Origin of the sequence: Marinobacter algicola DG893 (assembly GCF_000170835.1) — a bacterium.
GTDB classification, from domain to species: domain Bacteria; phylum Pseudomonadota; class Gammaproteobacteria; order Pseudomonadales; family Oleiphilaceae; genus Marinobacter; species Marinobacter algicola.
Genome location: NZ_ABCP01000003.1, coordinates 49,180 through 72,912, shown reverse-complemented (window position 1 = coordinate 72,912; position 23,733 = coordinate 49,180). Strand labels below are relative to the sequence as shown.

The 23,733-nt window shown below is 55.7% G+C and carries 19 protein-coding genes; 1 reads left to right on the top strand and 18 read right to left on the bottom strand.

Features of this window, described 5'->3' with window-relative positions; all coding sequences use genetic code 11:
* Nucleotides 1-10 precede the first annotated feature (10 nt).
* From MDG893_RS04390 to prpD, 9 genes are all read right to left on the bottom strand, one after another.
* Complete coding sequence (locus MDG893_RS04390; RefSeq protein ID WP_040474284.1) at nt 11-880, bottom strand: XrtA system polysaccharide deacetylase; 870 nt, start codon at nt 878-880, stop codon at nt 11-13.
* A 37-nt stretch (nt 881-917) separates the two neighbouring features.
* Nucleotides 918-2,207 (bottom strand): outer membrane beta-barrel protein, encoded by a 1,290-nt coding sequence (locus tag MDG893_RS04385; RefSeq protein ID WP_157132753.1) that lies wholly within the window; start codon nt 2,205-2,207, stop codon nt 918-920.
* On the bottom strand, nt 2,200-3,039 hold the full coding sequence (locus MDG893_RS04380) for a P-loop NTPase family protein (protein ID WP_244264389.1): 840 nt from the start codon (nt 3,037-3,039) through the stop codon (nt 2,200-2,202). Before MDG893_RS04380 ends, MDG893_RS04385 begins: the two co-directional genes overlap by 8 nt.
* 86 nt (nt 3,040-3,125) lie before the next feature.
* Nucleotides 3,126-4,652 carry an XrtA system polysaccharide chain length determinant gene (locus tag MDG893_RS04375; protein WP_007152515.1) on the bottom strand — a complete coding sequence of 509 codons (1,527 nt, stop codon included), beginning with the start codon at nt 4,650-4,652 and terminating at the stop codon, nt 3,126-3,128.
* Between the two features lie 59 nt (nt 4,653-4,711).
* Nucleotides 4,712-5,356: an XrtA/PEP-CTERM system exopolysaccharide export protein gene (locus tag MDG893_RS04370; RefSeq protein WP_007152514.1), complete on the bottom strand. Its 645-nt coding sequence runs from the start codon at nt 5,354-5,356 to the stop codon at nt 4,712-4,714.
* 60 nt (nt 5,357-5,416) lie between these two features.
* Nucleotides 5,417-6,829, bottom strand: a complete 1,413-nt coding sequence (locus MDG893_RS04365) for a TIGR03013 family XrtA/PEP-CTERM system glycosyltransferase (RefSeq protein WP_007152513.1) — start codon at nt 6,827-6,829, stop codon at nt 5,417-5,419.
* A gap of 191 nt (nt 6,830-7,020) precedes the next feature.
* The gene (locus MDG893_RS04360; protein ID WP_007152512.1) at nt 7,021-7,704 is read right to left on the bottom strand and encodes a PEP-CTERM sorting domain-containing protein; all 684 of its coding nucleotides are present in this window, start codon (nt 7,702-7,704) and stop codon (nt 7,021-7,023) included.
* Between the two features lie 150 nt (nt 7,705-7,854).
* Nucleotides 7,855-8,583, bottom strand: a complete 729-nt coding sequence (locus tag MDG893_RS04355; RefSeq protein ID WP_007152511.1) for a PEP-CTERM sorting domain-containing protein — start codon at nt 8,581-8,583, stop codon at nt 7,855-7,857.
* Between the two features lie 174 nt (nt 8,584-8,757).
* The gene (prpD, locus tag MDG893_RS04350) at nt 8,758-10,242 is read right to left on the bottom strand and encodes a 2-methylcitrate dehydratase (protein ID WP_007152510.1); all 1,485 of its coding nucleotides are present in this window, start codon (nt 10,240-10,242) and stop codon (nt 8,758-8,760) included.
* A gap of 299 nt (nt 10,243-10,541) precedes the next feature.
* Between prpD and MDG893_RS04345 the strand changes: the two genes are divergently transcribed.
* A complete protein-coding gene (locus tag MDG893_RS04345; protein WP_007152509.1) occupies nt 10,542-11,261 on the top strand; it encodes a PEP-CTERM sorting domain-containing protein in 720 nt (239 codons plus the stop codon).
* 80 nt (nt 11,262-11,341) lie between these two features.
* Here MDG893_RS04345 and MDG893_RS04340 read toward each other — a convergent pair whose 3' ends face one another.
* The 9 genes from MDG893_RS04340 to MDG893_RS04300 all read right to left on the bottom strand — a co-directional run bounded on the left by MDG893_RS04340 (nt 11,342) and on the right by MDG893_RS04300 (nt 23,721).
* Entirely contained in the window at nt 11,342-12,955 is a 1,614-nt protein-coding gene (locus MDG893_RS04340; protein ID WP_040474283.1) for a hypothetical protein, read from the bottom strand.
* A gap of 102 nt (nt 12,956-13,057) precedes the next feature.
* Nucleotides 13,058-14,230: a 2-methylaconitate cis-trans isomerase PrpF gene (gene prpF, locus MDG893_RS04335; RefSeq protein ID WP_007152507.1), complete on the bottom strand. Its 1,173-nt coding sequence runs from the start codon at nt 14,228-14,230 to the stop codon at nt 13,058-13,060.
* On the bottom strand, nt 14,227-16,824 hold the full coding sequence (acnD, locus tag MDG893_RS04330) for a Fe/S-dependent 2-methylisocitrate dehydratase AcnD (RefSeq protein WP_007152506.1): 2,598 nt from the start codon (nt 16,822-16,824) through the stop codon (nt 14,227-14,229). Before acnD ends, prpF begins: the two co-directional genes overlap by 4 nt.
* A 29-nt stretch (nt 16,825-16,853) precedes the next feature.
* Entirely contained in the window at nt 16,854-17,984 is a 1,131-nt protein-coding gene (gene prpC / locus MDG893_RS04325) for a bifunctional 2-methylcitrate synthase/citrate synthase (protein ID WP_007152505.1), read from the bottom strand.
* Nucleotides 17,985-18,016: 32 nt separating this feature from the next.
* The gene (prpB, locus tag MDG893_RS04320; RefSeq protein WP_007152504.1) at nt 18,017-18,904 is read right to left on the bottom strand and encodes a methylisocitrate lyase; all 888 of its coding nucleotides are present in this window, start codon (nt 18,902-18,904) and stop codon (nt 18,017-18,019) included.
* A gap of 29 nt (nt 18,905-18,933) precedes the next feature.
* The gene (locus tag MDG893_RS04315) at nt 18,934-19,614 is read right to left on the bottom strand and encodes a GntR family transcriptional regulator (protein WP_007152503.1); all 681 of its coding nucleotides are present in this window, start codon (nt 19,612-19,614) and stop codon (nt 18,934-18,936) included.
* A gap of 129 nt (nt 19,615-19,743) precedes the next feature.
* Nucleotides 19,744-21,330 carry an OpgD/OpgG family glucan biosynthesis protein gene (locus MDG893_RS04310; protein WP_007152502.1) on the bottom strand — a complete coding sequence of 529 codons (1,587 nt, stop codon included), beginning with the start codon at nt 21,328-21,330 and terminating at the stop codon, nt 19,744-19,746.
* Nucleotides 21,331-21,359: 29 nt separating this feature from the next.
* Nucleotides 21,360-23,471 (bottom strand): glucans biosynthesis glucosyltransferase MdoH, encoded by a 2,112-nt coding sequence (gene mdoH, locus MDG893_RS04305; protein WP_007152501.1) that lies wholly within the window; start codon nt 23,469-23,471, stop codon nt 21,360-21,362.
* Nucleotides 23,464-23,721, bottom strand: coding sequence for a hypothetical protein (locus MDG893_RS04300; protein WP_007152500.1), 258 nt, complete (start codon nt 23,719-23,721; stop codon nt 23,464-23,466). Before MDG893_RS04300 ends, mdoH begins: the two co-directional genes overlap by 8 nt.
* Between the last annotated feature and the right edge of the window lie 12 nt (nt 23,722-23,733).

The window sequence follows — 23,733 nt, the reverse complement described above, 5'->3', positions numbered from 1 at the left end:
CAAACAACGCTTAGACAGCGACCGCCCTGGTGGGAATGTCCATACCGGAAAGCACGTCCGACACGGAACCAAAATGGAAATCGCTGAGCAGCCGTTCAAGCCGGTGCATGCACTTATCCAGATTGTTGTAGTGTCGGAAACGGGAAAATGCCTTCACGTTCAGCCTTGGCTGGCCGGTATCGATTTCCCAGGGGTGCAAATAGAATATAAATGGCTGCCCTGCCCGATTAATCTTGCCCAATCCCCAATGGCTGAGCCAATACGGGAACAACCGGAAATACCCACCCCCTGCGATGGGCAGTCTGTACTTGCCAATCGGGCAAGTCGACAGTGGAAACTCCGTTAGGGTTTTTCCGTTGGGCGCCTGCAGCAGATAGGGCTCATGCGGTGTTCCCGGCATTCCGTAGCGGTCATGGTGAACCGGGAATATCGACGAATCCCAGGTGAATCCCTCGTCACAGAGGATATCCAGAGCCCAGCGGGACTGCGCTGTAATTGAATAGCTCGCGGCCCTATAGCCGGTGATCGGTTCGCCGGTGATGTCCTCAAGAATACGCTTGGACTTACGAGTTTCTTCCCGGAACACGTCCGGTGTCTGTGTATACACCAGTTGATGGCTATAGCCGTGGCTGGCGATTTCGTGCCCCGCCTTCTGGATCTCTTTCACCAGACTCGGAGAGCGTTCGGCCACCCAACCCAACGTGAAAAACGTGGCTTTCACATCACGCTCGGAAAACAGTTCCAACAACCGTTCCGTGTTCGCTTCAACCCGGTATTCCATGGTTGGCCAGTCGTCACGATTGACGGCCTCGGCGAGTGCCGCTACCTGAAAATAGTCTTCGACATCAATTGTCAGGGCGTTCTGTTTCACGTCCGAGATACTCCGGTTTTGATAACGATACCAAGTTTACAACCGATCATAAGAAGCGGTAATCCAGACCCACCAGCACCCAGTTTTCTTCATATTCACTAGGACTAAAATCGCTGCTTCTGGAGGTGTGGCCAACCCTGCCTGTAACGCTCAAATCCCGCGTTACTTCATAAGTCAGCCCGACGTCCAGGCTGGCTGTCTCCTCATCGACGTTGTCTTCTTCGAAGGTTTCGTATTGGTATCGAATGTTGGACTGCAACGTTAACAACGGAAGGACGGGCCGGCGATAACCGATGGCCAGCCCCAGGCGGTCTTCGGTTTCATTCGTTCGAATATAGTCTGCACGATTGGCAAAGGCGTTGACGTTGAGCTGTGCTCCATCACTGAACTGTCTTCTGATTCCGGTATCAACAGCGGTGACTTCGACTTCACTGATTTCCCGCAGGTCGAATACGAAATCCCCGAATCGGATGTCAAAATCCGAGGTCTGGTCCGTCAGCTCGCGACTGCCATCCAGATAAAAAATGGTGACTGGATTGATATCCCGCTCCAGCGATACATTCCCAACAACACCATCACTCGACTGGCTATTACCACCGAAACTGCTCTCGATTTCGCTCACACCGAGGCTTCCCGACAAACGAGTCGTTGGCCAGGTTTGCGAGAAATCCAAGCTGATGACATCGGTGTCTATCTCCGCGCCGGTATCGAACTCCGCCCGATTGGTGGTGACACTGATACCACCAGATAACGACTGGCTGAACAGATGATTCCAGGCCACCGAAGCGATGTACCGATCACTGTCGGCTTCCTCCGGTTCGCCGAACTCCGCCTGTTCATAGTGCGCGGAAAAACGAAGCTGATCGACCTTGCCCAGCGGTAAAACGTAGGTCGGGCCCGTGCGGAATACATTCTTTCTAGTGGTATTGTCCGGCGTTTCCGTGCCACGGGAGTCCTGTTCGACATCCCGCAGGTTATCGGCTACCTCCCAGCTGAATCCTTGAAAAAGCTCACAACTGCCCAGAAAATCAAGCGTTGTGTAGGTCTCAGGATCATAGGTCTTGTCATGCCAGATGCCATAACCGATGTCTGCAAACGTATCTGACTGGCATTGGCCTGGGTCGCTTTGATGCGACAACCGGAGGCTGACTCGGGTTTCCGTATCACTGATTTCGTTGTCGGCATCCCGGGTAGTATTGTCGCTGAATCGGTTTGTCAGGCCCCCGGAGAGGCTCAGGGGCTCTGCAACGGCCAGTTGGCTGGCTACCACGCAACTCAACAGTATGCCAGGAACCGATAATGACGAGCGCGTCCATGGCCCGATTGGGTTAGCCATTGATCACCGCTCCGACAAACTTTTCGGAATTGAAGGAGCCTGCGGCCTGCTCGATGCCTTCGGCAGTCATGCCGGCATGAGGAATAACGAGCATGGCGTAATCGCAAAGCTCTGTCAGGATGCGCGCGTCTGGTGACTCGGTGATGGGCGCAGTATCCAATACGATAAAGCGGTCGGGGTAGCGACGGCGCACCGCCTGGAGGAACTGTTTCATCCGGAAGGATGTAAAGAACTCACTGGGTGTTTCACGACGACTACCCGCTGGAATCAAACGGAGCCTGGGAATTCCGGTCGGATACAGAATGCGCGCTATATCGTAGTCGGGGTCGTCAAGAAAATCCGTTAACCCTGACTCGGGAACGATGTCCAGCGTGGAATGAAGCGCAGGCTCCCTCAGGTTACAGTCGATGATCAACGCCGTTTTTGCTTCGTCGAATGCGAACGCGGCTGCAAGGTTAAGTGCTACAAACGACGACCCTGCCCCGGCCCGTGCGCCACTGACCACCAGCGTGAAGTTATTGCCACCGGATTTCTCCAGCAGTTTCGTGCGCAGGTTTCGGAAATGGTTGACCAGTTTCCGATTTCGGGACTCTGGATAAACAATCCGTCGCTCTTCGAGATCATCCGGTGTCAGGCGGCGTGGCTCCTGCATCCGTACAATCTGCTTGCTGATAACGTATTTGTCGACACTGCCTGCACCGAGCTCCAGTGAACTGGGCACCAGCATCCGCGAGTCGTCCCATTCGGAGAAGCGATCTTCGCCACGGGCGACAACCTCCGGACTATTACCTGCCGGCGCGGCACCGCTGCTATTCTCAGTCTCCCTGTTCATTTTTTCAGATTTCCATTTCTCAAAATCGGAAAGAACGCTTCCTTCGTTTTGTGTCTCTTTTCCCTGGTCTGCTCTGGAATCGGCCATTAGATCACTCCAAACACAGAAGCCAGTGCTACCGCGACGTAAGCGGCGGCAACCAGTACCGCCATAACACTCACGGCCACGGTGACCTTACGATCCCGCCGCTTTTCAAAAGGCGTCCGCACTTCTGGCAAGTGCTCCAGCACTGGAATATCAAGAACGTCTTCCAGTTGTTCGCGAGAGCGTATGCGGGGGTCCACCTGAAGCAGTCCGGCAATGGCACCGAAGGGTGCAACTGCGCCGAGCAGAAGTCCTGCCAAGGCAAACATTGAAAACTTGGGCCCCGTAGGGCTCGTCGGATATTGGGCTGCTTCGGTAATCTTGTAACTGAGACCCTGGCCTTCAATATCCAGATGCATCGAAACACGGGCTTTTTCCCGGCGCTGTAACAGGTCGTTATAGATTTCCTTGTTCACTTCCATATCGCGGGTCAGTTCCGAATACTGCGCCTTGTTTTCCTGAATGCGCTCCATCCGTTTCTTTTGTTCAGCAATCAGTCTCTGGATCGAGCTGATTCGGGTCTCTACGGTTTCAAGGTCGGTGCTCGTTGTAACCAGCTTGGAACGGACTTCCTGATAAACCGGGTTGGGCACACTCTCGTTGCCGCCACCTCCACCGGACAGCTCTTGATCTTCAAGCGCCCTGGCTCTCTGTTTACGCAGCTCTTCAAGCTGCTCCCGCAAAATAACGATATCCGGATAGGTGTCGTGATAGCGCAGCCGCAGCGAATCCAACTGCTCCTCCATGGAATTGATTCGCTCCTGATAGGCATCAACGGTACGACCTTGCCGAAGCGTTCGACTGACACCACTGAGCTCACGTTCGAACGACTGTGCCCGGGTTTCAAGCTCTTCTTTTTCCAGCTGGGCCAGTTCCAGGCGACTTTGCAGGTTCGACAGACGGGCGTTGGCGTCCGATTCTGTGCCATCTACGTTTTCGGACAGGAACTGTTTGAGGCGCTCTTCCACCTGGCCAATCTGCTGCTCGTAACTTTTTACCTGCTTGTCGATGAAATCGTAGGCCGAGCGGCTTTCTTCGCGCTTGCGTCTGGCGTTTTCTTCAATAAATGCCTGGCCGAGTTTCTGTGCCACCCGGAAGGTCTTCAGGGCGGAAGAGGATGAATAACCGATACTGAAATAATTGTCGCCTCGCTGTGCCACGGACAGGCTGTACTTCAATCCGTTGATACGTTCCTCAAGCTGTTCGGGTGGCAGGTTGGCGGCGCTGTCTCCAAAAATCTCCGTGTCTGTGGCGATACCTTCCAGCACACTCCGTGTTCCCAGCAGTTCCCTGGCCGCAGACACTTTCTCGCTTACTTCAGTGGCAACGGCCCTGCCTTCCATGAGCGGCTGGATGATATTTCTGTCGTCGACAAAAATAACAACTTCAGACTGATACTTATAAGGCCAGACGAAACCGGCAGCCAACACCGAAAAGCTGACGACTGCAAACAGAAGCAGTGCCAGCCATTTACGAGACCGTACTTCCCGAACGATCTCTTTCGGTAATTGGTTTAAAGGAAGTGCCATAGCAATAGTCCGTTATTCAAAAAGCCCAACCGGGAACAACCATCTTACCCGGTACCGGGTTAAAGGCTTCTCTCAGGTATGGTCAGGATATCTCCCGGCCGTAATTTGTAGTTTGTCGATATGTCACCGCGAGAGAGGATTTCGTCCAGTTTGATTGGAATGGCGACCACCTCACCCTCCACTGCCCGGTAAAGCACAGAATTATTCGGGGACGCAAACGGCGTAACACCACCTGAAGTGAGCACCATATCAAGCACGGTCATGCCCGCCCGATGAGGAACCGACGTTGGTTGCTGAACCGCGCCCGTCACGCGCACTCGATCTGAGTATTCATGGCTCCCCATACTGGTAACAACGATGCTGACCTGTGGCTCCCGAATATAGGCGGAAAGCTTCGTTTCGATATCATTTGCAAGAGCATCGGGTGTTCGGCCGGATGCCTGCACATCGCCCACCAGCGGCACTGAGATCTTGCCATCGGGACGGATAGGCACCGATATGCTCAGGTCTTCGTTGCGCCATACGGAAACCCGTACCACGTCCGTGGCGCCAAGAATATATTCATCAACGCTGTTAACCGTATCAACGGCCAGGGCACGTTTTATCTGCTCGGGTGAGGAGGTGTTCGGGCCGGCGCAGCCCGACACAAGAATGACTGCAGTCAGGGAGAAAACCAATCCCAGGAGTGAATACTTGGATGACATTGTTCGTCCTCTCTACAATTCCTTGCCTGTTTCCATGTCTCGGAAAAACGGGTCCCGAAACTACCTTGATCCTTTCTTAAACAATACCACTTCTACTGTCTGAATTATAATCAACAAATCCAGTAATAAACTTTGATTCTTGATGTAATAAAGATCGTAACGAAGCTTTTCCCGGGTATCTTCTTCATTGTCCGCATAGGCAAAACAAAGTTGGGCCCAACCGGTCAAACCTGGCTTTACCCTGTGGCGCTCGCTGTAGAACGGAATTTTCTCTGATAACTGCTCAACAAAGACGGGCCGTTCGGGGCGAGGACCCACAAAAGCCATGGTGCCGTTTAGTACATTGAAGATCTGTGGCAGTTCATCAACGCGTATCTTGCGGATGATTTCCCCCACTTTGGTGACACGTGCATCGTTCTGGCTGGCCCACACCGCGCCGTTCTTTTCCGCATCGGTAATCATTGACCGGAACTTGTGAACCCGGAATACACTACCGTTTAGGCCCACTCGCTCCTGGCTGTAAAACACGGGAGCCTTTATACCGTCTTCAATCTTGATGGCAATCGCCGTGAGAATCATCAGTGGCAGGCCTGCCAACAACAACACCCCTGCTGCAAGGATATCCAGAAACCGCTTGCCGAAGCCGTAAACGGACGACACCTTGAAGCCGTCCGAGAACACCAGCCAGCCGTGGGTTACCATCTCCAGCGCGACTTTCCGTGACTCTCTCTCATAGAAACTGGCCCCATCCACAATACGAACACCCAGCATTTTGCATTCCAGAAGGTCTTCCATCGGCAGCCCTTTTCGACGATCGTCGACGGCAACCACGATTTCCTTGACCGGGTGATTGAGCATGTACTGCTGAAGTGTGGTCGGGAGCTGTAGAAGGTGTTCCTCGCTCACTTGCGTTGGCTCGTCCGGAATCGGCACAAACCCCGTCAGTATAAAGCCCTTGCGATTGAAGGGCGTTGTAAGATCCTCAAGAAGCTGCCGAGCCCTGAAACCCGCACCAAGCACCAGAACTTTTCGCTTGAACGCATCTTTCCCTGCCATTGCAAAGAAGACCCAGCGACAGATTCCCAACAGGAAAAATCCGAAGACCGAGGCCGAAGTGAGCAGATCCGTAAAGCCGAGATACCAGAGCCAGTCGTTACCGATAATAAACAGAACACTCACCGCCGGAACGCCGATTATGAGCGAGAAAATGGTCCTCAACATCATCCCGGACATGCCCTCTTCCAGACGGGACTGATGAACGCCGAGTGCAATCATGACCACCAAGTTGACGAGACTAAAAACAACAGCGGAAGGCAGCAGGAATATATAGCTGTCGATAAAGAAGGACACTTCGCCGAAGTGGCGAAAAAATGCGGCAAGCGAAAAGCTTACGACCAGTACGACGAAGTCGATAAGGCCCAGGATAACGAAGGGGACATGAATGTAGTGCCTGAACAATCTGACGTGGGCCACGCCAACTCCTTTTGCTGTTCACTGTAAACGCACCTGCGCATCCCATGCTGCAGATCTGACAATGAACAGAGTTTACTGCATTTTAATGATACTGCAATCAGCGACGTAGACGACTAGCGGCAATCCGTCGCCAGAAACGCAAAACACCCCGCCCTCTAAATCAAGGCAGGGTGTTCCATTGCTTCGCTGAATCAGGCTGACTTGCGACGGCGAGTCATGCCCAGGCCCAGCAGGCCAAGACCAAACAGAGCGAGCGTTCCCGGCTCGGGTACCGCTTGCACGTCTGAAATACCAACGATGAGATCGTTGTAATCGAAATCACCGTCAATCAGGTCTTCGAAGGCCACAATCAATGAGCTGCCAAAGAAGCTGCTGTTCTGGCTGCCAGTCACGTCAAAGATCCGCGTCATGTCAACGCCGCCATTCAGGCTGGCATCTGAATAGAACGTGGTGTTGCCGCGCTGGAGGTAGAAGCCAAACGTAGAACCAATGTTGGCCGTTCCGTAGTGTGTGGAAGCTGTTCCAGCGTCCAGATCAAACTCTACCTGGCGACCACCAGAGCCTTCAGACCCTGAAAACACCTGCAGTGTTTCGTTGGTGTCGTTCAGGTTATAGATGCCGAAGTTGTTGATGTTCGCAAAGCCTGCAAATTCGAACAGCAGGAAAGCGCCGGCTGAATCCTGGGTACCATCAACATCGTTCAATTTTGCGAAAGAAGCACCGTTGTCGTAGAAAGCGCCTTCGCCGAGGGTGTCGGTGAATACGTCTGCGCCGCTGTCTGTTTTCAGGTCGAAAACGTCCATCGGAGCGGCCTGAGCTACCGAAAACGTTCCCGCAAGCATCGCCGCTGCAATCAGCTTTGAAGTCATTTTCATTTTACTGCTCCTTGTTTACATCTTATGATTCTAATCAACCAACCATCTCAAAGCACATGTCGTGCCAGCTATTTTTTTCTTTAATAAACATGAAGTTGAACTATCGATTCTGGGAGTGCGTAAAGTTTTCTGACACACCACCACTGCCCTTCAGCGATTCCGCTTAGACTTCCGCGAAAGCGAAAGTCCGATTCCCAGCAGTCCCAGCGCTAACAAAGCCAGCGTACCCGGCTCTGTGACGTTGGCGACGGTTACATTGTCGATGCCGTACCCATCATCGGGGTTGTTGGAAAAAATACTGACATCCCCCAATCCCGCCGCGTCATAGAGGCTGACGTAATAAACCCTGCCGTTGCCAAGAGCGGACCCAAATATGTCGTTGAAGCTGAAATCGACTCCGCCAATCGAGAAGCGTCCACCAGCATCGTTGGGGTCTGTTATGTAAAAACCCATGGAATTGAAACCGGCCGCCGGAGAAATCACCATCTGGCGGGCATCCATACTGTCGAGCCAATTGTTCCCGGATATGGCATAGCGACCGCTGAAAGGACTGGCGCTCGCGTTTAATACGGCAAGGCCGTCGTTGCAGTTGTAGGGACCGCTATCGCACAACCCACCTGACCCGGGGACCGCGCTGGTAAAGTCGCCAACACCGACCGACGAAGTGATGGTGCCGGCCTGGCTTCCAACGGTGTAAAAGGTATTGTCGTCGAACGTTTCGGTGAGATAGCCGGAATGAGCGGTGCTTAGAAAGTCCAGTTCTGCGGCGGCAGCTGCTGCAGCTCCCTGGCTACTGATGTTGAGGATGGGCGCGGCACCGGCCCAGGTACAAGCGCCGAGGAGAACCCCTATGGCGCCGACGGTTTTTAGTGTGTTCATATCAGTACTCCATATAAGCTGACAGAATCGTCTTGATATGGAGTGAACGCTGCATAACGCGTGCCACGGCCTTAAACGGCGTTTTTTCAGCTAGTTAGGAATGACCACACCGCTTCTATGTAAAGTTTTCCGACAGCCCTGCTTCGCACCTTTAAGCACGGCGCTTCAGGCCGTTCAGATGACAAACATGCCAACAAACTCGTGCACCGGAGTAGCTTCCAATTCCGTTTGGTCTTTGCACAGCTGAAAGATCTTTTCGCAGCGTTGGCCGGGAAATCGGGTCGCCAGGTTATGGCGGAATTTATCCTCAAGCAGGGGAATACCCTCCTTTCGGCGACGACGATGGCCGATGGGATATTCAACCGCAACATTGTCTGTGCTGGTACCGTCGGTGAAAAACACCTGAATCGCATTAGCGATTGAGCGCTTATCTGCCTCCAGGTACTCCCGGGTGTATCGTTCGTCTTCCACCACCTCCATCTTGTCCCGGATTTGGTCGATCAGGGGGTTGGCCTCATGGAAGCTGTCTTCGTAATGCTCCGCGGTTAGCCCCCCGAAAATTAACGGCACAGCAGCCATGTATTGAAGGCAGTGATCCCGGTCGGCCGCGTTTGCCAGCTTGCCCTGTTTCGAGATGATACGGATGGCAGATTCATGGGTGGTGATGACAATTCGCTCAATTTCATCCAGGCGGTCTTTTACCTCTGGGTGGAGTATCACTGCCGCTTCCGCCGCGGTTTGGGCATGAAACTCGGCTGGGAAGGATATTTTGAACAGAATGTTTTCCATCACGTAGGCGCCAAATGCCTGGGGTAAAGTAAACTGGCGCTTGTCTTCCGGCTTAAGCGTCTGGTCTTTGTTGGTCTTGCTGAACAGGATATCGTAGAAACCCCATTGAGGCGCCGTGAGCACACTTGGGATCCCCATCTCTCCGCGCATCGCGATATCTGCCAACCGCACGGCGCGGGAAGTTGCATCACCAGCTGCCCAGGATTTGCGGGAACCGGCGTTTGGCGCGTGCCTGTAGGTTCGCAGCGCCTGGCCATCCACCCATGCATGGGACAAGGCCGACAGCATTTGATCGCGACTCGCACCCATCAGTTTTGCGGTAACAGCGGTCGAGGCCACCTTGACGAGCACAACGTGATCCAGTCCCACTCGGTTAAACGAGTTTTCGAGCGCAAGCACCCCTTGGATTTCATGGGCCATGATCATCGCTTCCAGGACATCCCTCACGGTCAGGGGCGCCTTGCCCTCCGCCACTCGCTTCTGGGAAAGGTGATCCGCCACAGCCAGTATGCCCCCCAGATTATCCGAGGGATGCCCCCACTCCGCCGCCAACCAGGTATCGTTGTAGTCCAGCCAGCGCACGATACAGCCAATATCCCAGGCAGCCTTTACCGGATCGAGCTTGTAAGGTGTGCCCGGAACGCGAGCCCCATGGGGTACAACGGTGCCATCGACCAGCGGCCCCAGATGCTTGGTGCATTCAGGGAAACGCAGGGCCAGAAGTCCGCAGCCGATGGTGTCCATCAAGCAATTGCGCGCGGTATTCCAGGCTTCCTTACTTTTTATCCGGTAGCCAAGGGTATAGTCCGCGATTGCCTGCAACACGTCGTCATAGTCAGGGCGGATATTTTGATCAGCATTGGCACTCATGGCGAATTCCCCATTGGTTGTGGCTCCCGATTATGCATCGGGAACGGGAAGCGGTCGTGCCAAACAGGTTAGTACATCGCACCAGCCGGTATACAGCCTTCCAGCTCTTAAACGTTGACTTTTTATACACTTTTCGAATTCGCCCCGATAATCAGACCGCGTGAAAAATGACAACCGACTGTTTTAAAGAGATAACATCTTAACTGGTTCTTTTCTTGCTTTAACCGCAGCCCGGAGACCACTCTGCAGGATATACAGGGTGAATATGGACATCTTAGAAAACGCAAGGAGAATGAAGTATGCAAGGATTTAACCGCAAAGTAGTCATGGGCCTGGGACTGGCCGCTGCAATGGCTGGGAACGCCTACGCAGCTCCGATCGTAAACGTCGTCAACTCTGATGGCGATCTCTACGACACCAAAATGCTGTCTGAATATACAACCGACGGTTCACTGATGGATGGGATGGAGGTAACGACCTGTTTCGCCAGTGCAGCCTGCGAAACGGTCACTTTCGATGGTACTGTGGGCTCCTCCGCATACGGTGAAGCCGTTGGCAGTGGCTGGAGTCTATCGGTGAACGGCAACACGTTCAGCTCTCCATTCACCTTCAATACGGTGCAGGACGTAACCAGTATTGTTCTGAATGGACGCCCCGGGAATACAATCTTTGACATCCTCGGTGGTGACTTTCGTTCACCAGACTCTTTCCAGGGCAAACCATTCCAGCTGTCCAACGCTGGCGACCTGGCGGACGGCACAACCGTGAACGTTGAATATTCCGACAAACTCTCCGTCGACGGTGTATTTTACGACGACCTGTTCACAACCATGGCTATCGATTTCGGAGGCAGCCTGTTCTCAGGCATGTTCAGCTTCCTGAGCGATACTGACAACAACGATTTCGACGCCGGTAGCCCGATCACTCCGACCAACCCGGTTCCGGAGCCCGGCACCCTGGCGCTACTGGGCCTTGGCGCCCTGGGCTTTGGACTGCGTCGCCGTAGTCGCAAGGCGTAAGTAGCACTCTCCGGCTCCGCGAACCAAAAAGGTGTTTTGCGGAGCCGGAACGTTGGCCTCTAGCTCTCAACAATTGCCCCTCAGTTTATGACCCGTGCATCGGATGTCACGAAACTCAACGTCCCTCGCTCTAGCTCCAGCTCTTCTATCGCGAACCCGTCCTCACAGAAAGACACGACACTGAGATGGTTATTGATCGCATAAAAGGCATCCATAGAGTAACAGTTGTAAGGTAGCGTCATTACCTTGCTTGTTGCGTTCCCGGTATGTTCGTTGACTACCCATATGTTCGGGTTGAGTAATCCCGCCGGGCTTAGCGCCCCTCTCTCTACGGAAGACGTCATCGCCAATACCTTCAATTGGTCTCCGCCACGAGCCAGGTTCACTGACGTTGCATAGTAAGTTTCCGCGTTCGGCACGACCGGGCCACCGGGCCGACCTACAATCAGGGTTCTGTTACGCCCTGAGGAATCAAGGAAATTGATGAAAAGCAGTGATTCTGTTCGAGAGGCAACAAACGTGGATTCCGCCGCTAGAAGCAAGTCGACCTCTCCCGAGCCAAGATCAACGTTATAGACTTCACTGACAGGATCTGCGCGATCAGCACCCTGAAAAGACGTCATTAAGACGATGGCCTTGTCGCTAATAACAACAACATCGGTGAGCGCCCAACCATCCGCAATTTTATCTGAGAAATCAGCAAGAAATGAGGCAGACCGATTAATTTCATCGACCTTATACAACAAGCCATTGTCCGCAATGATCGTGTATTTATCGTCCTCAATCAACGAGAGTGACGCCAATCTGGCAGCCTCGGAAAGCCCGGATAACACAGGTTGCGCACCTGCCAGACCGGAGTCCAACAGCATTGCAACTGATGTAATCAAAAACTCGCCGTCACTGAGCACACCCACAAACGTCTCATCTCGTGTGAGACCAGGCTCCGCCATGGGATAGATTCTCGGTACCCAGGTGCTTCCCGTCACGCTTTGCAGTTCAGCGCCCGATTCCCCGTACAGGATGATCGTCTTTTCGGCATAGTTATTGGCGACCACAAAATCGATATCGCCTTCGCCATTAAAGAATACATCTGTATAGGAAGACAGACCATCCGCTTCCCAGACTTCAAAGGTGTTGGCACCCAACGTCCACCAGTAATGCGTGTCGTCGGAATCGACCGTCAGATCGCATGTCAGATTGCCACCGGACATTGTCAGATTGACAAGTCCAGTAGACAGATCGCTGTTGACGAAACCCTGAACGGAACAAGGTTCCTGCCCATCACCAATGTTCGACAGTTTGACACTTGTTCCGTCAACGCGGCTGTGAATCGACACACTGGTTGAGCTTGCAGTTACGGCAGCTGGAGCGAAAAAATCGTTGGTGAAGACACCCCCTGCAAACACCTGCCCACCCACCTTACCCCCTGCCTGCACATAAGCCAGCGAGTGGGACTTAAGATTACGACGATAAACCCGTGGGTTTTCGTTCGTGCCTCGCAACGAGTAGTCGTACTCAATATAGCCATCCAGTTCGGGCAGGGATTTCGCCGTCACTCCGGGGTCAGAGTTGTCTTGCCCGGCTTGCGAGGAACTCGATGACGAGGAGGTGCCACCGTCACCGCATCCAACCAATGCAAAGAGGATTGAACAAACAATAAGAGGAAGGCCAGACGGACCGAATGGTTGCGACATTTTTCACATTCCTTTGAAATTTAAGCGTTTATCTCTTTTATCCAAAGAGCTTACAAGCGCTTAATTCCGGAACCGTGAAACCTGTCGCAACCAACGTCACAATTAGATCAAGGGCACCCTTACCCAGCCTTCCATAAGCACTCGCGCACTGCGGCTCATGATGGCTTTGGTGGCTGCCCACTGGCCGTTGACCTGGCTGGCTTCTGCACCAACCTGCAAAGTGCCGGATGGGTGACCGAAGGTCACGGAGGTTCTGTCACCGCCGCCAGCGGCTAAGTTAACCAGGGTTCCCGGTACGGCAGCTGCGGTGGCAATCGCAACGGCGGCAGTCCCCATCATTGCGTGATGGAGCTTACCCATGGAAAGGGCTCGTACCAGCACATCCACATCTCCTGCCCCAATGGCTTTGCCACTGGAAGACACATAGTCAGACGGTTTTGCCACAAACGCCACCTTGGGCGTGTGCTGGCGGTTGGCGGCCTCTTCCACGGACTGAATCAGTCCCATTTTGACGGCACCGTGGGCGCGGATATTTTCGAACATCGCGAGGGCTTCGGGATTGCCGTTGATGTCATCCTGCAGCTCCGAGCCCTTGTAGCCAATGTCGTCTGCATTCAGGAAAATGGTGGGAATGCCGGCATTGATCATGGTGGCCTTGAGGGTGCCGACACCGGGTACTTCCAGGTCGTCCACCAGGTTGCCGGTGGGGAACATGGCGCCTTCGCCATCGGCGGGGTCCATGAATTCCACCTGCACTTCGGCAGCCGGGAAGGTCACGCCGTCCAGTTCGAAATCACCGGTTTCCTGCACCTCTCCATTGGTGATGGGAATGCGGGCTACGATGGTTTTCCGGATATTGGCCTGCCAGATGCGAACCGTGGCAATGCCATTCTCCGGAATGCGCTCTTTAGCAACAAAACCGCCATTGATGGCAAATGCGCCGACGGCGGCGGTCAGGTTGCCGCAATTCCCGCTCCAGTCTACAAAGGGCTTGTCGATGGATACCTGGCCAAAGAGGTAGTCCACGTCGTGGTTCGGTTGTGTCGGCTCGGCCAGGATCACGGTCTTGCTGGTGCTGGAGGTAGCACCGCCCATGCCGTCGATCTGCTTCTGGTAAGGGTCCGGGCTGCCGATCACACGCAGCAGGAGGTTATCCCGGGCTTTGCCCGGGACTTGTGCCGCTTCCGGCAGATCCTTCAACCGAAAGAACACGCCCTTGCTGGTGCCACCACGCATGTAGGTGGCGGGGACTTTGATCTGGGGCGCCTGGGTCATGCGGCGCCCTCCGATTGCAGGAAGTCCTCGGCAAAGCGCTGAAGCACACCACCGGCGCTATAAATAGACACCTCTTCCGCTGTATCCAGACGGCAGATGACAGGAACACGTTCGGTGCTGCCGTTCTTGCGGTGGATAACCAGCGTGAGTTCTGCACGAGGACCAGCGGTGCCTTCCACGTCGTAGGTTTCGGTACCATCAATACCCAGGGTTTGCCGCGTGGTGCCTTCCTCGAACTGCAGAGGCATAACGCCCATGCCGACGAGGTTGGTGCGGTGAATCCGCTCAAAGCCTTCGGCAACAATGGCTTCCACACCCGCCAGGGCCACACCCTTGGCTGCCCAGTCACGGGAGGAACCCTGACCATAGTCGGCGCCAGCGATGATGATCAGTGGCTGCTTCCGCTCCATGTATGTTTCGATGGCTTCCCACATACGGGTCACCTTGCCTTCCGGCTCGACTCTCGCCAACGAGCCCTGTTTCACTTTGCCGCTCTCGTCCCGCACCATTTCATTGAACAGTTTCGGGTTGGCGAAGGTAGCACGCTGTGCCGTCAGGTGATCGCCCCGATGGGTGGCGTAGGAGTTGAAGTCCTCCTCCGGCACACCCATTTTATGCAGGTATTCACCGGCTGCGCTGTCCATCAGGATCGCGTTGGACGGCGACAGGTGGTCGGTGGTGATGTTGTCCGGCAACACCGCCAGCGGGCGCATTCCCTTGAGGGTTTTCTCACCGACCATGCCACCTTCCCAGTACGGCGGGCGGCGAATGTAAGTACTCTGGGGGCGCCAGTCGTAGTTCGGGTTGGTGTTGGCATGCGCATCCCGGGTGATGTCGAACATCGGAATGTATGTGCTGCGGAATTGCTCCGGCTTCACGCTGGACTTCACGATGGCATCAATTTCCGCATCATCCGGCCAGATGTCCTTCAGGGTGATAGGGTTGCCATCCTTGTCGTGACCCAGGGCATCTTTCTCGATGTCGAAGCGGATGGTGCCTGCAATCGCATACGCCACCACAAGCGGCGGTGATGCCAGGAAAGCCTGCTTGGCGTAGGGGTGAATGCGGCCGTCAAAGTTTCGGTTGCCCGAGAGCACGGCGGTGGAATACAGGTCCCGATCAACAATTTCCTTCTGGATCTTCGGGTCCAGTGCGCCACTCATGCCATTACAGGTGGTGCAGGCGAAAGCCACTACGCCGAAGCCGAGTTCTTCCAGCTCGGACATCAGGCTGGCTTCTTCCAGATACATTTTTACCGTCTTGGAGCCCGGCGCCAGGGAGGTCTTTACCCAGGGCTTGCGAGTCAGGCCCAGTTTGTTTGCGTTACGGGCGATCAGGCCTGCGGCCACCATATTGCGGGGGTTACTGGTATTCGTGCAACTGGTAATCGCAGCGATGATGCACGCGCCGTCCGGCATCTTGCCCTCTTCCTTCTCCCACTTGCCGGCGACACCGCGCTCGGCCAGTTCGGAGGTCGGAAGATGCGCGTGGGGGTTGGACGGGCCCGCCAGCGTACGGTGCACCTTGGACAGGTCAAACGTCAGCACCCGCTCGTATTCGGCACTCTTCATGCTGTCGGCCCACAGGCCAGTCTCTTTGGCGTATTTCTCCACCAGGGCGACTTGGTCGTCTTCACGGCCCGTCAGTTTGAGGTAATCGATGGTCTGGCCGTCGATATAGAACATTGCCGCCGTGGCGCCGTATTCTGGGGTCATGTTGGAGATGGTGGCCCGGTCGCCCACGGTGAGGCTGTCGGCGCCTTCGCCGTAGAATTCCAGATAGGCACCCACCACCCTTTCCTTACGCAGGAACTCAGTGATGGCCAGCACCATGTCGGTACCAGTGATGCCCGGTTGCAGCTTGCCCGTGAGCTCCACACCCACGATGTCTGGCAGGCGCATCATGGAGGCGCGGCCCAGCATCACGCTTTCGGCTTCGAGGCCGCCCACGCCCACTGAGATAACACCGAGGGCGTCGACCATCGGCGTGTGGCTGTCGGTTCCAACACAGGTGTCCGGATACGCAATACCGTCCCGATTCTGAACCACCGGCGACATCTTCTCCAGGTTGATCTGGTGCATGATGCCGTTGCCGGGAGGGATCACATCCACGTTCTTGAACGCGGTCTTGGTCCAGTTGATGAAGTGGAAGCGGTCGTCGTTGCGGCGATCTTCAACCGCGCGGTTTTTCTCAAACGCGTCTTTCTCGAAACCGGCGTGCTCAACGGCCAGCGAGTGATCCACGATCAACTGGGTGGGCACCACCGGATTGACCTTTGCGGGATCTCCCCCTTTTTCCTTGATGGCGTCCCTCAGGCCAGCCAGATCCACCAGGGCCGTCTGGCCGAGGATGTCATGGCAGACCACGCGGGCCGGGTACCAGGGAAAATCCAGGTCCCGTTTGCGTTCGATCAGCTGCTTGAGGGAATCCGTCAGTGCCGATGGATCACAACGACGAACCAACTGCTCCGCCAGGATCTTGGAGGTGTACGGCAGTTTGTCGTAGGCGCCAGGCTGGATGTCTTCCACGGCCTGACGGGTGTCGAAATACTCCAGGTCGGTGCCCGGGAGTGGTTTGCGATAATCAGTGTTCATGGGCGGTACTCAAATTCTGGTTTATCGGATTATGGCCGCTCGTCGATCGGCACCCACTTCGAATCCGCCGGGCCATCGTAGTCGGCACTTGGGCGGATGATGCGGTTGTTCTCACGCTGCTCTTTCACGTGGGCGGTCCAACCAGATACTCGCGACATCACGAAGATGGGGGTAAACAACTCGGTTGGGATGCCCATGAAGTGATAGGCGGAGGCATGGAAGAAGTCGGCGTTGCAGAACAGCTTCTTCTCGCGCCACATGACGTCCTCACAACGAACCGATACCGGGTACAGAACGGTATCACCCACTTCCTTGGCGAGCTCCTCGGACCATTTCTTGATGATGGCGTTACGGGGATCAGACTCCCGGTAGATCGCGTGGCCGAAGCCCATAATCTTCTCTTTGCGCTCCAACATACCCAGCAGGCCTTTCTCGGCTTCGTCCGGAGTCTGGAACTTCTGGATCAGCGCCATGGCTGCTTCATTCGCACCACCGTGAAGCGGTCCGCGCAGGGTGCCAATAGCACCGGTCACGCAGCTATGGATATCCGACAGGGTGGAAGCACACACACGAGCCGTGAACGTAGAGGCGTTGAACTCATGCTCTGCATACAGAATCAGCGACACGTTCATAACCCGCTCATGCAGTTCGCTGGGCTTCTTGCCGTGAAGCAGTTCCAGGAAATGACCACCAATGGAATCCACGTCGCTGGCGGTATCGATACGCACGCCTTCATGGGCGAAGCGGTACCAGTAGGTGATGATGGCCGGGAACAGAGCCAGCATGCGGTCGATTTTGTCGTCCTGCTGGCTGAAGTCGGTCTCGGTTTCCAGGTTGCCCAGCATGGAGCAGCCGGTGCGCATGACGTCCATGGGGTGAGCGTCTTTGGGAATGTGCTCCAGTACGGATTTCACGGCGTATGGTAGCTCACGCATACTTACAAGCTTTTTCTTGTAGTCCTCAAGCTCCTGCCGGTTAGGCAGCTTGCCGCGCAACAGCAGGTAAGCCACTTCCTCAAATTGGGCGTGGTCCGCCAGATCGCTGATGTCATAGCCACGATAGGTCAGGCCGGCGCCGGACTGGCCAACAGTACACAGTGACGTAACGCCAGCCACCTGGCCGCGAAGACCTGCGCCTCCGAGTTTTTTTGCTTCAGCCATGGTTTTCCCCCTCATCAATGTTTGGATTTTGATTAACCCTTCTTCTGCTGGAAAAGCTCGTCCAGCTTCTGTTCGAAATCGTGGTAGTTCAGGAAATCGTACAATTCCATCCGCGTTTGCATAAGATCAACCACGTCTTTCTGGTCACCTTTCTCGAGGATGTTTTCGTAAACCGTTAATGCGGCCTTGTTCATGGCGCGAAAGGCACTCAATGGATACAGCACCATACCGGCGCCGGCTTCCGCAAGCTCCTTGCGATTGTACAACGGCGTGGCGCCGAACTCGGTAATATTGGCCAGCACCGGCACGTCCAGGGCTTCAGAGAAGGCCTTGTAGTGTTCCAACTCGGTCACCGCTTCGGCGAAAATGCCGTCGGCGCCCGCCTCTATGCAAGCCTTTGCACGCTCGATCGCGGCGTCCAGGCCTTCTTTCTGGAACGCGTCGGTACGGGCCATGATGAAAAAGTCATCGTCTTGACGGGCATCCACGGCGGCCTTGATGCGATCCACCATTTCTTCCTGCGAGACAATTTCCTTGTTCGGTCGGTGACCACAGCGCTTCTGGGCAACCTGATCTTCAATATGAACCGCTGCAGCGCCAGCGCGTTCCATTTCACGAATTGTGCGAGCAATGTTGAAGGCCCCGCCCCAACCGGTATCAATATCGACCAGCAGTGGTACGTCGGTAGCCGCAGTGATGCGGCGGACATCTTCAACGACATCATTCAGGGTGGTCATGCCCAGATCCGGCAAACCATAGGAAGCATTGGCGACGCCGCCGCCAGACAGGTAGATGGCCTGGTGACCGACCTTCTCGGCCATCATCGCAGTATAGGCGTTGATGGTGCCGACGATCTGTAAGGGGTGGTTTTCTTTCAGGGCTTTGCGAAAGCGCGCACCTGGGGATAGTGTTTTGGACATGAGTAACCTCGTTGTTTGGAGTGAAGGACCTAGATCGTTAGTTCGCCTTGCTGGATCTTTTTCTCGATGTTTTTGCGGGCCGCATGGATGTGTCGCTTCATCAGGAATTCCGCCAACTCGCCGTCACGTTGGGCGATGGCTTCAACAATCCTGCGATGCTCTCCCAGCGCCATGTGAGGGCGCCCGGACGATGTGCTCAAGCGGTAACGGTACATCCGGACCATATAGTAAAGATCACCCAGCAGCATTTGCGCTAGTTTGGTGTTGCGGCTGCCGGTGGCAATACGGTGATGGAAGTCGTAGTCACCTTCCGCCTGGTAGTAGGCCTGGCCCTGAGCCTGTTCGATCATTCGCTCATGGCTATCGAGGGTGGCGGACAGATCAGCGATTTCCTGATCGGTCATCCGCTCGGCGGCCTGGCGGGCGGCCAGGCCCTCCATGGTTTCGCGAATGCGGTAGAGCTCCATGAGTTCATCAGCGCTGACGGAAACCACTTTTACCCCGGCGTGGGGCCGGCGCACCAACAGCCCTCGGGATTCAAGGCGCCCAAGCGCCTCGCGCAGCGGGCCACGGGTGAGATTGAAGCGGGAGCAGAGCTCGACTTCGCCGATCTTTTCGCCGGGGACAAGGTCCCCTTTCACGATGGCCGTTTGCAGACAATCGAAGGCTTCATCGGCACGAGTATAGGTTTGGGCGATAGCTTCCGGCATATTTTGTCAACAATAGTGACTGGATTGACCGGAAATTTACGCCCTAACTCGATTATTGTCAACAATCCCGGGTTACCCCGGGAGCTTCATTGTTGACAGAGAGACAGGCTTCATCACTCAGAGGCGAGGCTAATAGAGCGTGCGCTCATCCTTGGGAGGCGGCGTGTACTGATACAGCCAGGTTTCGGTAAGCACCTGATTGCCCAGTTTGAGCTGAAGGCGCAGGTCAATCGGTTCCAGGGAGTCGTCGGGCACGAGGTCAAACATCGCCCGATAACCACCAATGGAGTCCAGTGGCCGTGCAGAGGTGATTTCCACCTCTCCGCGGCTGGCCGTTATCACCGGCTCTACTTCCGCATCGTCCCCCACCAGCGGCAACGCGCCGCCGGCAAAGTCCACGGCAAACCGCCAGGAGAAGTATTTTCTCTCCTGCCCGACAACACCACCCAATCCCGTACGCGTTGCCTGAACTGTGGCCAGTTCCTCTGGCTCCATTGGTGGCTCCGCCCCCCATGACAGGGTGTAGGAATAGAGATGTTCCTGCCCCGGCTCCAGGGGCTTCTCGGGGTGCCAGAAGGCAACGATATTGTCGAACGTCTCGTCCTTGGTGGGAATCTCCACCAGCATCACACTGCCCTTACCCCAATCGTCGTGGGGCGTAACCCAGGCGCTCGGACGTTTCTCGTAGAACACGCCGTCGTCCTGGTAGTTGGCAAACCGTCGGTCCCGCTGCAGCAGGCCAAACCCACGAGGGTTATTGTCTACAAAGGTGTTTACCCGGAGCGACCGAGGATTGACCAGTGGCCGCCACAGCCATTCGCCCTGGCCGTTCATAATCGACAAGCCGTCGGAATCGTGAATCTCCGGGCGCCAGTCATAGGCCATGCGGCGATCGTTCTCACCGGTCTGGTACATGCTGGTCAGTGGCGCGATCCCTACCCGCTGAATAGGTTTCCTCGGGTATAGCGCCGCATCCACGCTCATCACCATGTTCCGGCCAGGGGTCAACGTAAAGGCATAGGCACCGGTCGTGCTGGGTGAATCCAGAAGCGCATAGACCACCATGTTCTGGCTACCCGGTTTCGGCTTCTCCAGCCAGAAGGCTGAAAACTGGGGAAACTCTTCCCCAGTTTCCAGTGCGGTGTCAATCGCCAGGCCCCTGGCGGAAAGCCCATATTGCATCTCCGACCCCACCGCCCGGAAGTAGCTGGCACCAAGGAAGGCGGCCAGGTCGCGCCCGTAATCCGTGTGGAAGTGCACACGGAAACCGGCATAGCCAAGATCCTCCGGCAGCGTTCCCAGGGGTTGCTCTCCCTCATAACGGAAGTATTCCGGCTTGTACGCCAGCTCCCGGGCTTCGCCATCCTCCACTTCGTGGATTCGCACTGGGGTTTTGAAGTAGAGACCAAGATGGAAAAGCTGCACCTGGAACGCATTGTCGTCATTACGCCATAGCGCTTCGTCGGCGCGAAACCCGATCGCCTGGTAATCGTCCCAGGACAGGTCCTTTAACGAGCCGGGCAACTCCCCTTCATGTGACACCCAGGGTTCGCCGGCCAATGCCCGCGCGTGGCCTTTTAACCAGGCGTAACTGAATGGCTTGGGCTCACCAACCTCGCCCGCCACGCTGGAACCACTGTACATCAATGCCGAGAGGGGCAATGCCTGGGCTCCCGCCAGACTGACGAAGGTTTTGATCAGTGTGCGTCTGTCCATGTCATGCTCCCGTCTTATGTTGAAGCGCTTTACTCGTCAGGTTCTGTCTTGCCAAGACTCGCTATTCGCCGCCCCCAGAAACTGTCCGGCGCTGAGCGCCAGGCAAGCCGGTGCAGCTCCGCCAGCGCCGTGCGGTCACAGAACACCTGGCTGAGTTCGCTCCGGGACAATGAATCCGGCCCTTTGTCAGCGAGTCGTTGCACCAATGGCGCCAGCAACGCTGCCCTTCTGGGGTGGCGATCTGTGCGCGCCAGGGCAAGGTGAAGCTGGTTCAATCGGGGCCGGATCACGGCGGCTTCCACGGCGGTAATCACCGGAACCTCATCAGTCACGGCCCTAGCGCGTCTGGCGTCGTTTAACACCGCGACCGGCGTAAGCTCTTCCGGTATTACCAGAAGCCCTTTTTTTCGGAACGCCCGGCCGAGACCTACGCGACTGAGCACCACCGATGTCGGGGCCGCCAACACAAGTGGCACCGCTACGGGCAGGGACCAGAGAAAAAACATGGGGTCCAGGCTCCAGGCGAAAGCGGACCAACCCGCCCCCACAAGCATGCCGGGAAACTGGGTCAGAAAAGCGTCCCGCCATGTCGTTTCTTCGGTACGGTTCTGCCCTGCCCAGGACAAAGAGACATTAAGAAGAGCGCCAAGGACATATCGGCTATGGGCCATCATCCTGACCGGAGCCAGCAGGACGGACACAACAATTTCCAGTAACACACTGAGAAATAGCCGCCAGACGCCCCCGAAGCCCCGCACAAAGCCGTGGATCACAGCGTCAAAGATGGCCAGGAACTTTGGCAGGAACAACAGCGACAGGGTGCTCAACGCCAGCCCGATAGCCCACTCCGGCCGCCACTCCGGCCATAGGGGGAATAGCCCCTGATGCCCTTCCGGGAAATAGTTGATGCTGGCAACCGTCATTTGCACGGCTTCAACGGTCGTCAGAATCAGAAACGCCAACCAGAGTGGCGACGCCAGGTACGCCATGATGCCGTTAAGCAGCGCCATGCGGTGAGCCAGGCGCAACTTCCGCCCGAACAGCAGAATCCAGAGATGCTGCAGATTGCCCCTGGACCAGCGATTGTCCCGGGAGAGCTCATCCGAAATGGTGGGTGGAGATTCTTCAAAACTGTTGCCAAGCTCAGGCTCAAGCCACACCTCATAACCGGCGCGGCCCATATAGGCCGCTTCCACAAAATCGTGACTCATGATGGGCCCGCGAAAAAGCCCAAAGCCCCGCAGTTTGCGCAGACCGCAGTGCGCCATGAAAGGCTCAACACGCAGAATGGCGTTGTGGCCCCAGAAAGCGGCGTCTCCCATCTGTATGGCTGCCAGGCCAGTGGCAAATAACGACGAATAAAGGCGGTTCGCGAATTGCTGAACCCTGGCAAACAGAGACTCGCCGTTGATGATGGTGGGTGCGGTCTGCAGGATACCCACGTTGGGCTCCCGCTCCATCAGTTGCACCATTTTCACGATGGTTCCCGCGCTCAGCAGGCTGTCGGCATCCAGCACAACCATATAGCGGTAGCGGCGGCCCCAACGCCGCAAAAAATCCGCAACGTTGCCGCTTTTGAAATTGAGATTGACGCGCCGCCGACGATAGAACAGCCGGCCCTCAGCCCCGAGTTCTTCGCATAAACGGTGCCACTCGGCCTGTTCCTGTAGCCAGACGTTTGGGTCCCTGCTGTCGGAGATAATATGGAATTCAAAGCGGTCCAGGTGCCCTGTCCGTTCAATGTCCTGGTAGACCGCTTTCAACCCACTGAGAGTCCATTGCACGGGCTCATGGTAGATCGGCATAACGATGGCGGTTTTCGCCAGCGCCGTGTTTTCCAGTTCCGACTCCGGATGGCGCTTGAGAAGACTGTGACGATCACCACCTGTCAGCCTGAGCACAAAGCCAAACACGGCCGTCCAGAATCCCACAGCAATCCACATATAAAGAAGGATAAAAAGCGCAAGCAGGCCGAGCTCAACCCATGTTCCGCCGTGATACGGCAGAATCCAGAGCAGGAAGTAACTGGCAACAACGGTTTGCCCAACCACAAACAGTGTCAGGAAAAAACGACGCACTGTGGCGGTACGTCGCCAGGTTCCCGAGCGATCGCCGGGGGTCTCATTAACGACTTCAGTCATGGGGGTAGTACCCTAGGTGGCCGCGCATGAGGGGTGGAATCGGCGCCGGGATGTTCATTCCCGGCAGGTTGAAGTAGTCCGGCACGAGTTCAATGCACCGGGCGGGCAAGTCAGGCCCACCACCGTCCGTCATGGCGCTGTCAACCAAACGCAACACCTGTCGACAGGTTTCCGCGTCCAGTTCCACGCCATCGTCTTGCAGATAGGTCATGACCCTCTCGATCGCCTGCTGGCATAAGGTTTCCGGCATGAACACGTCCCC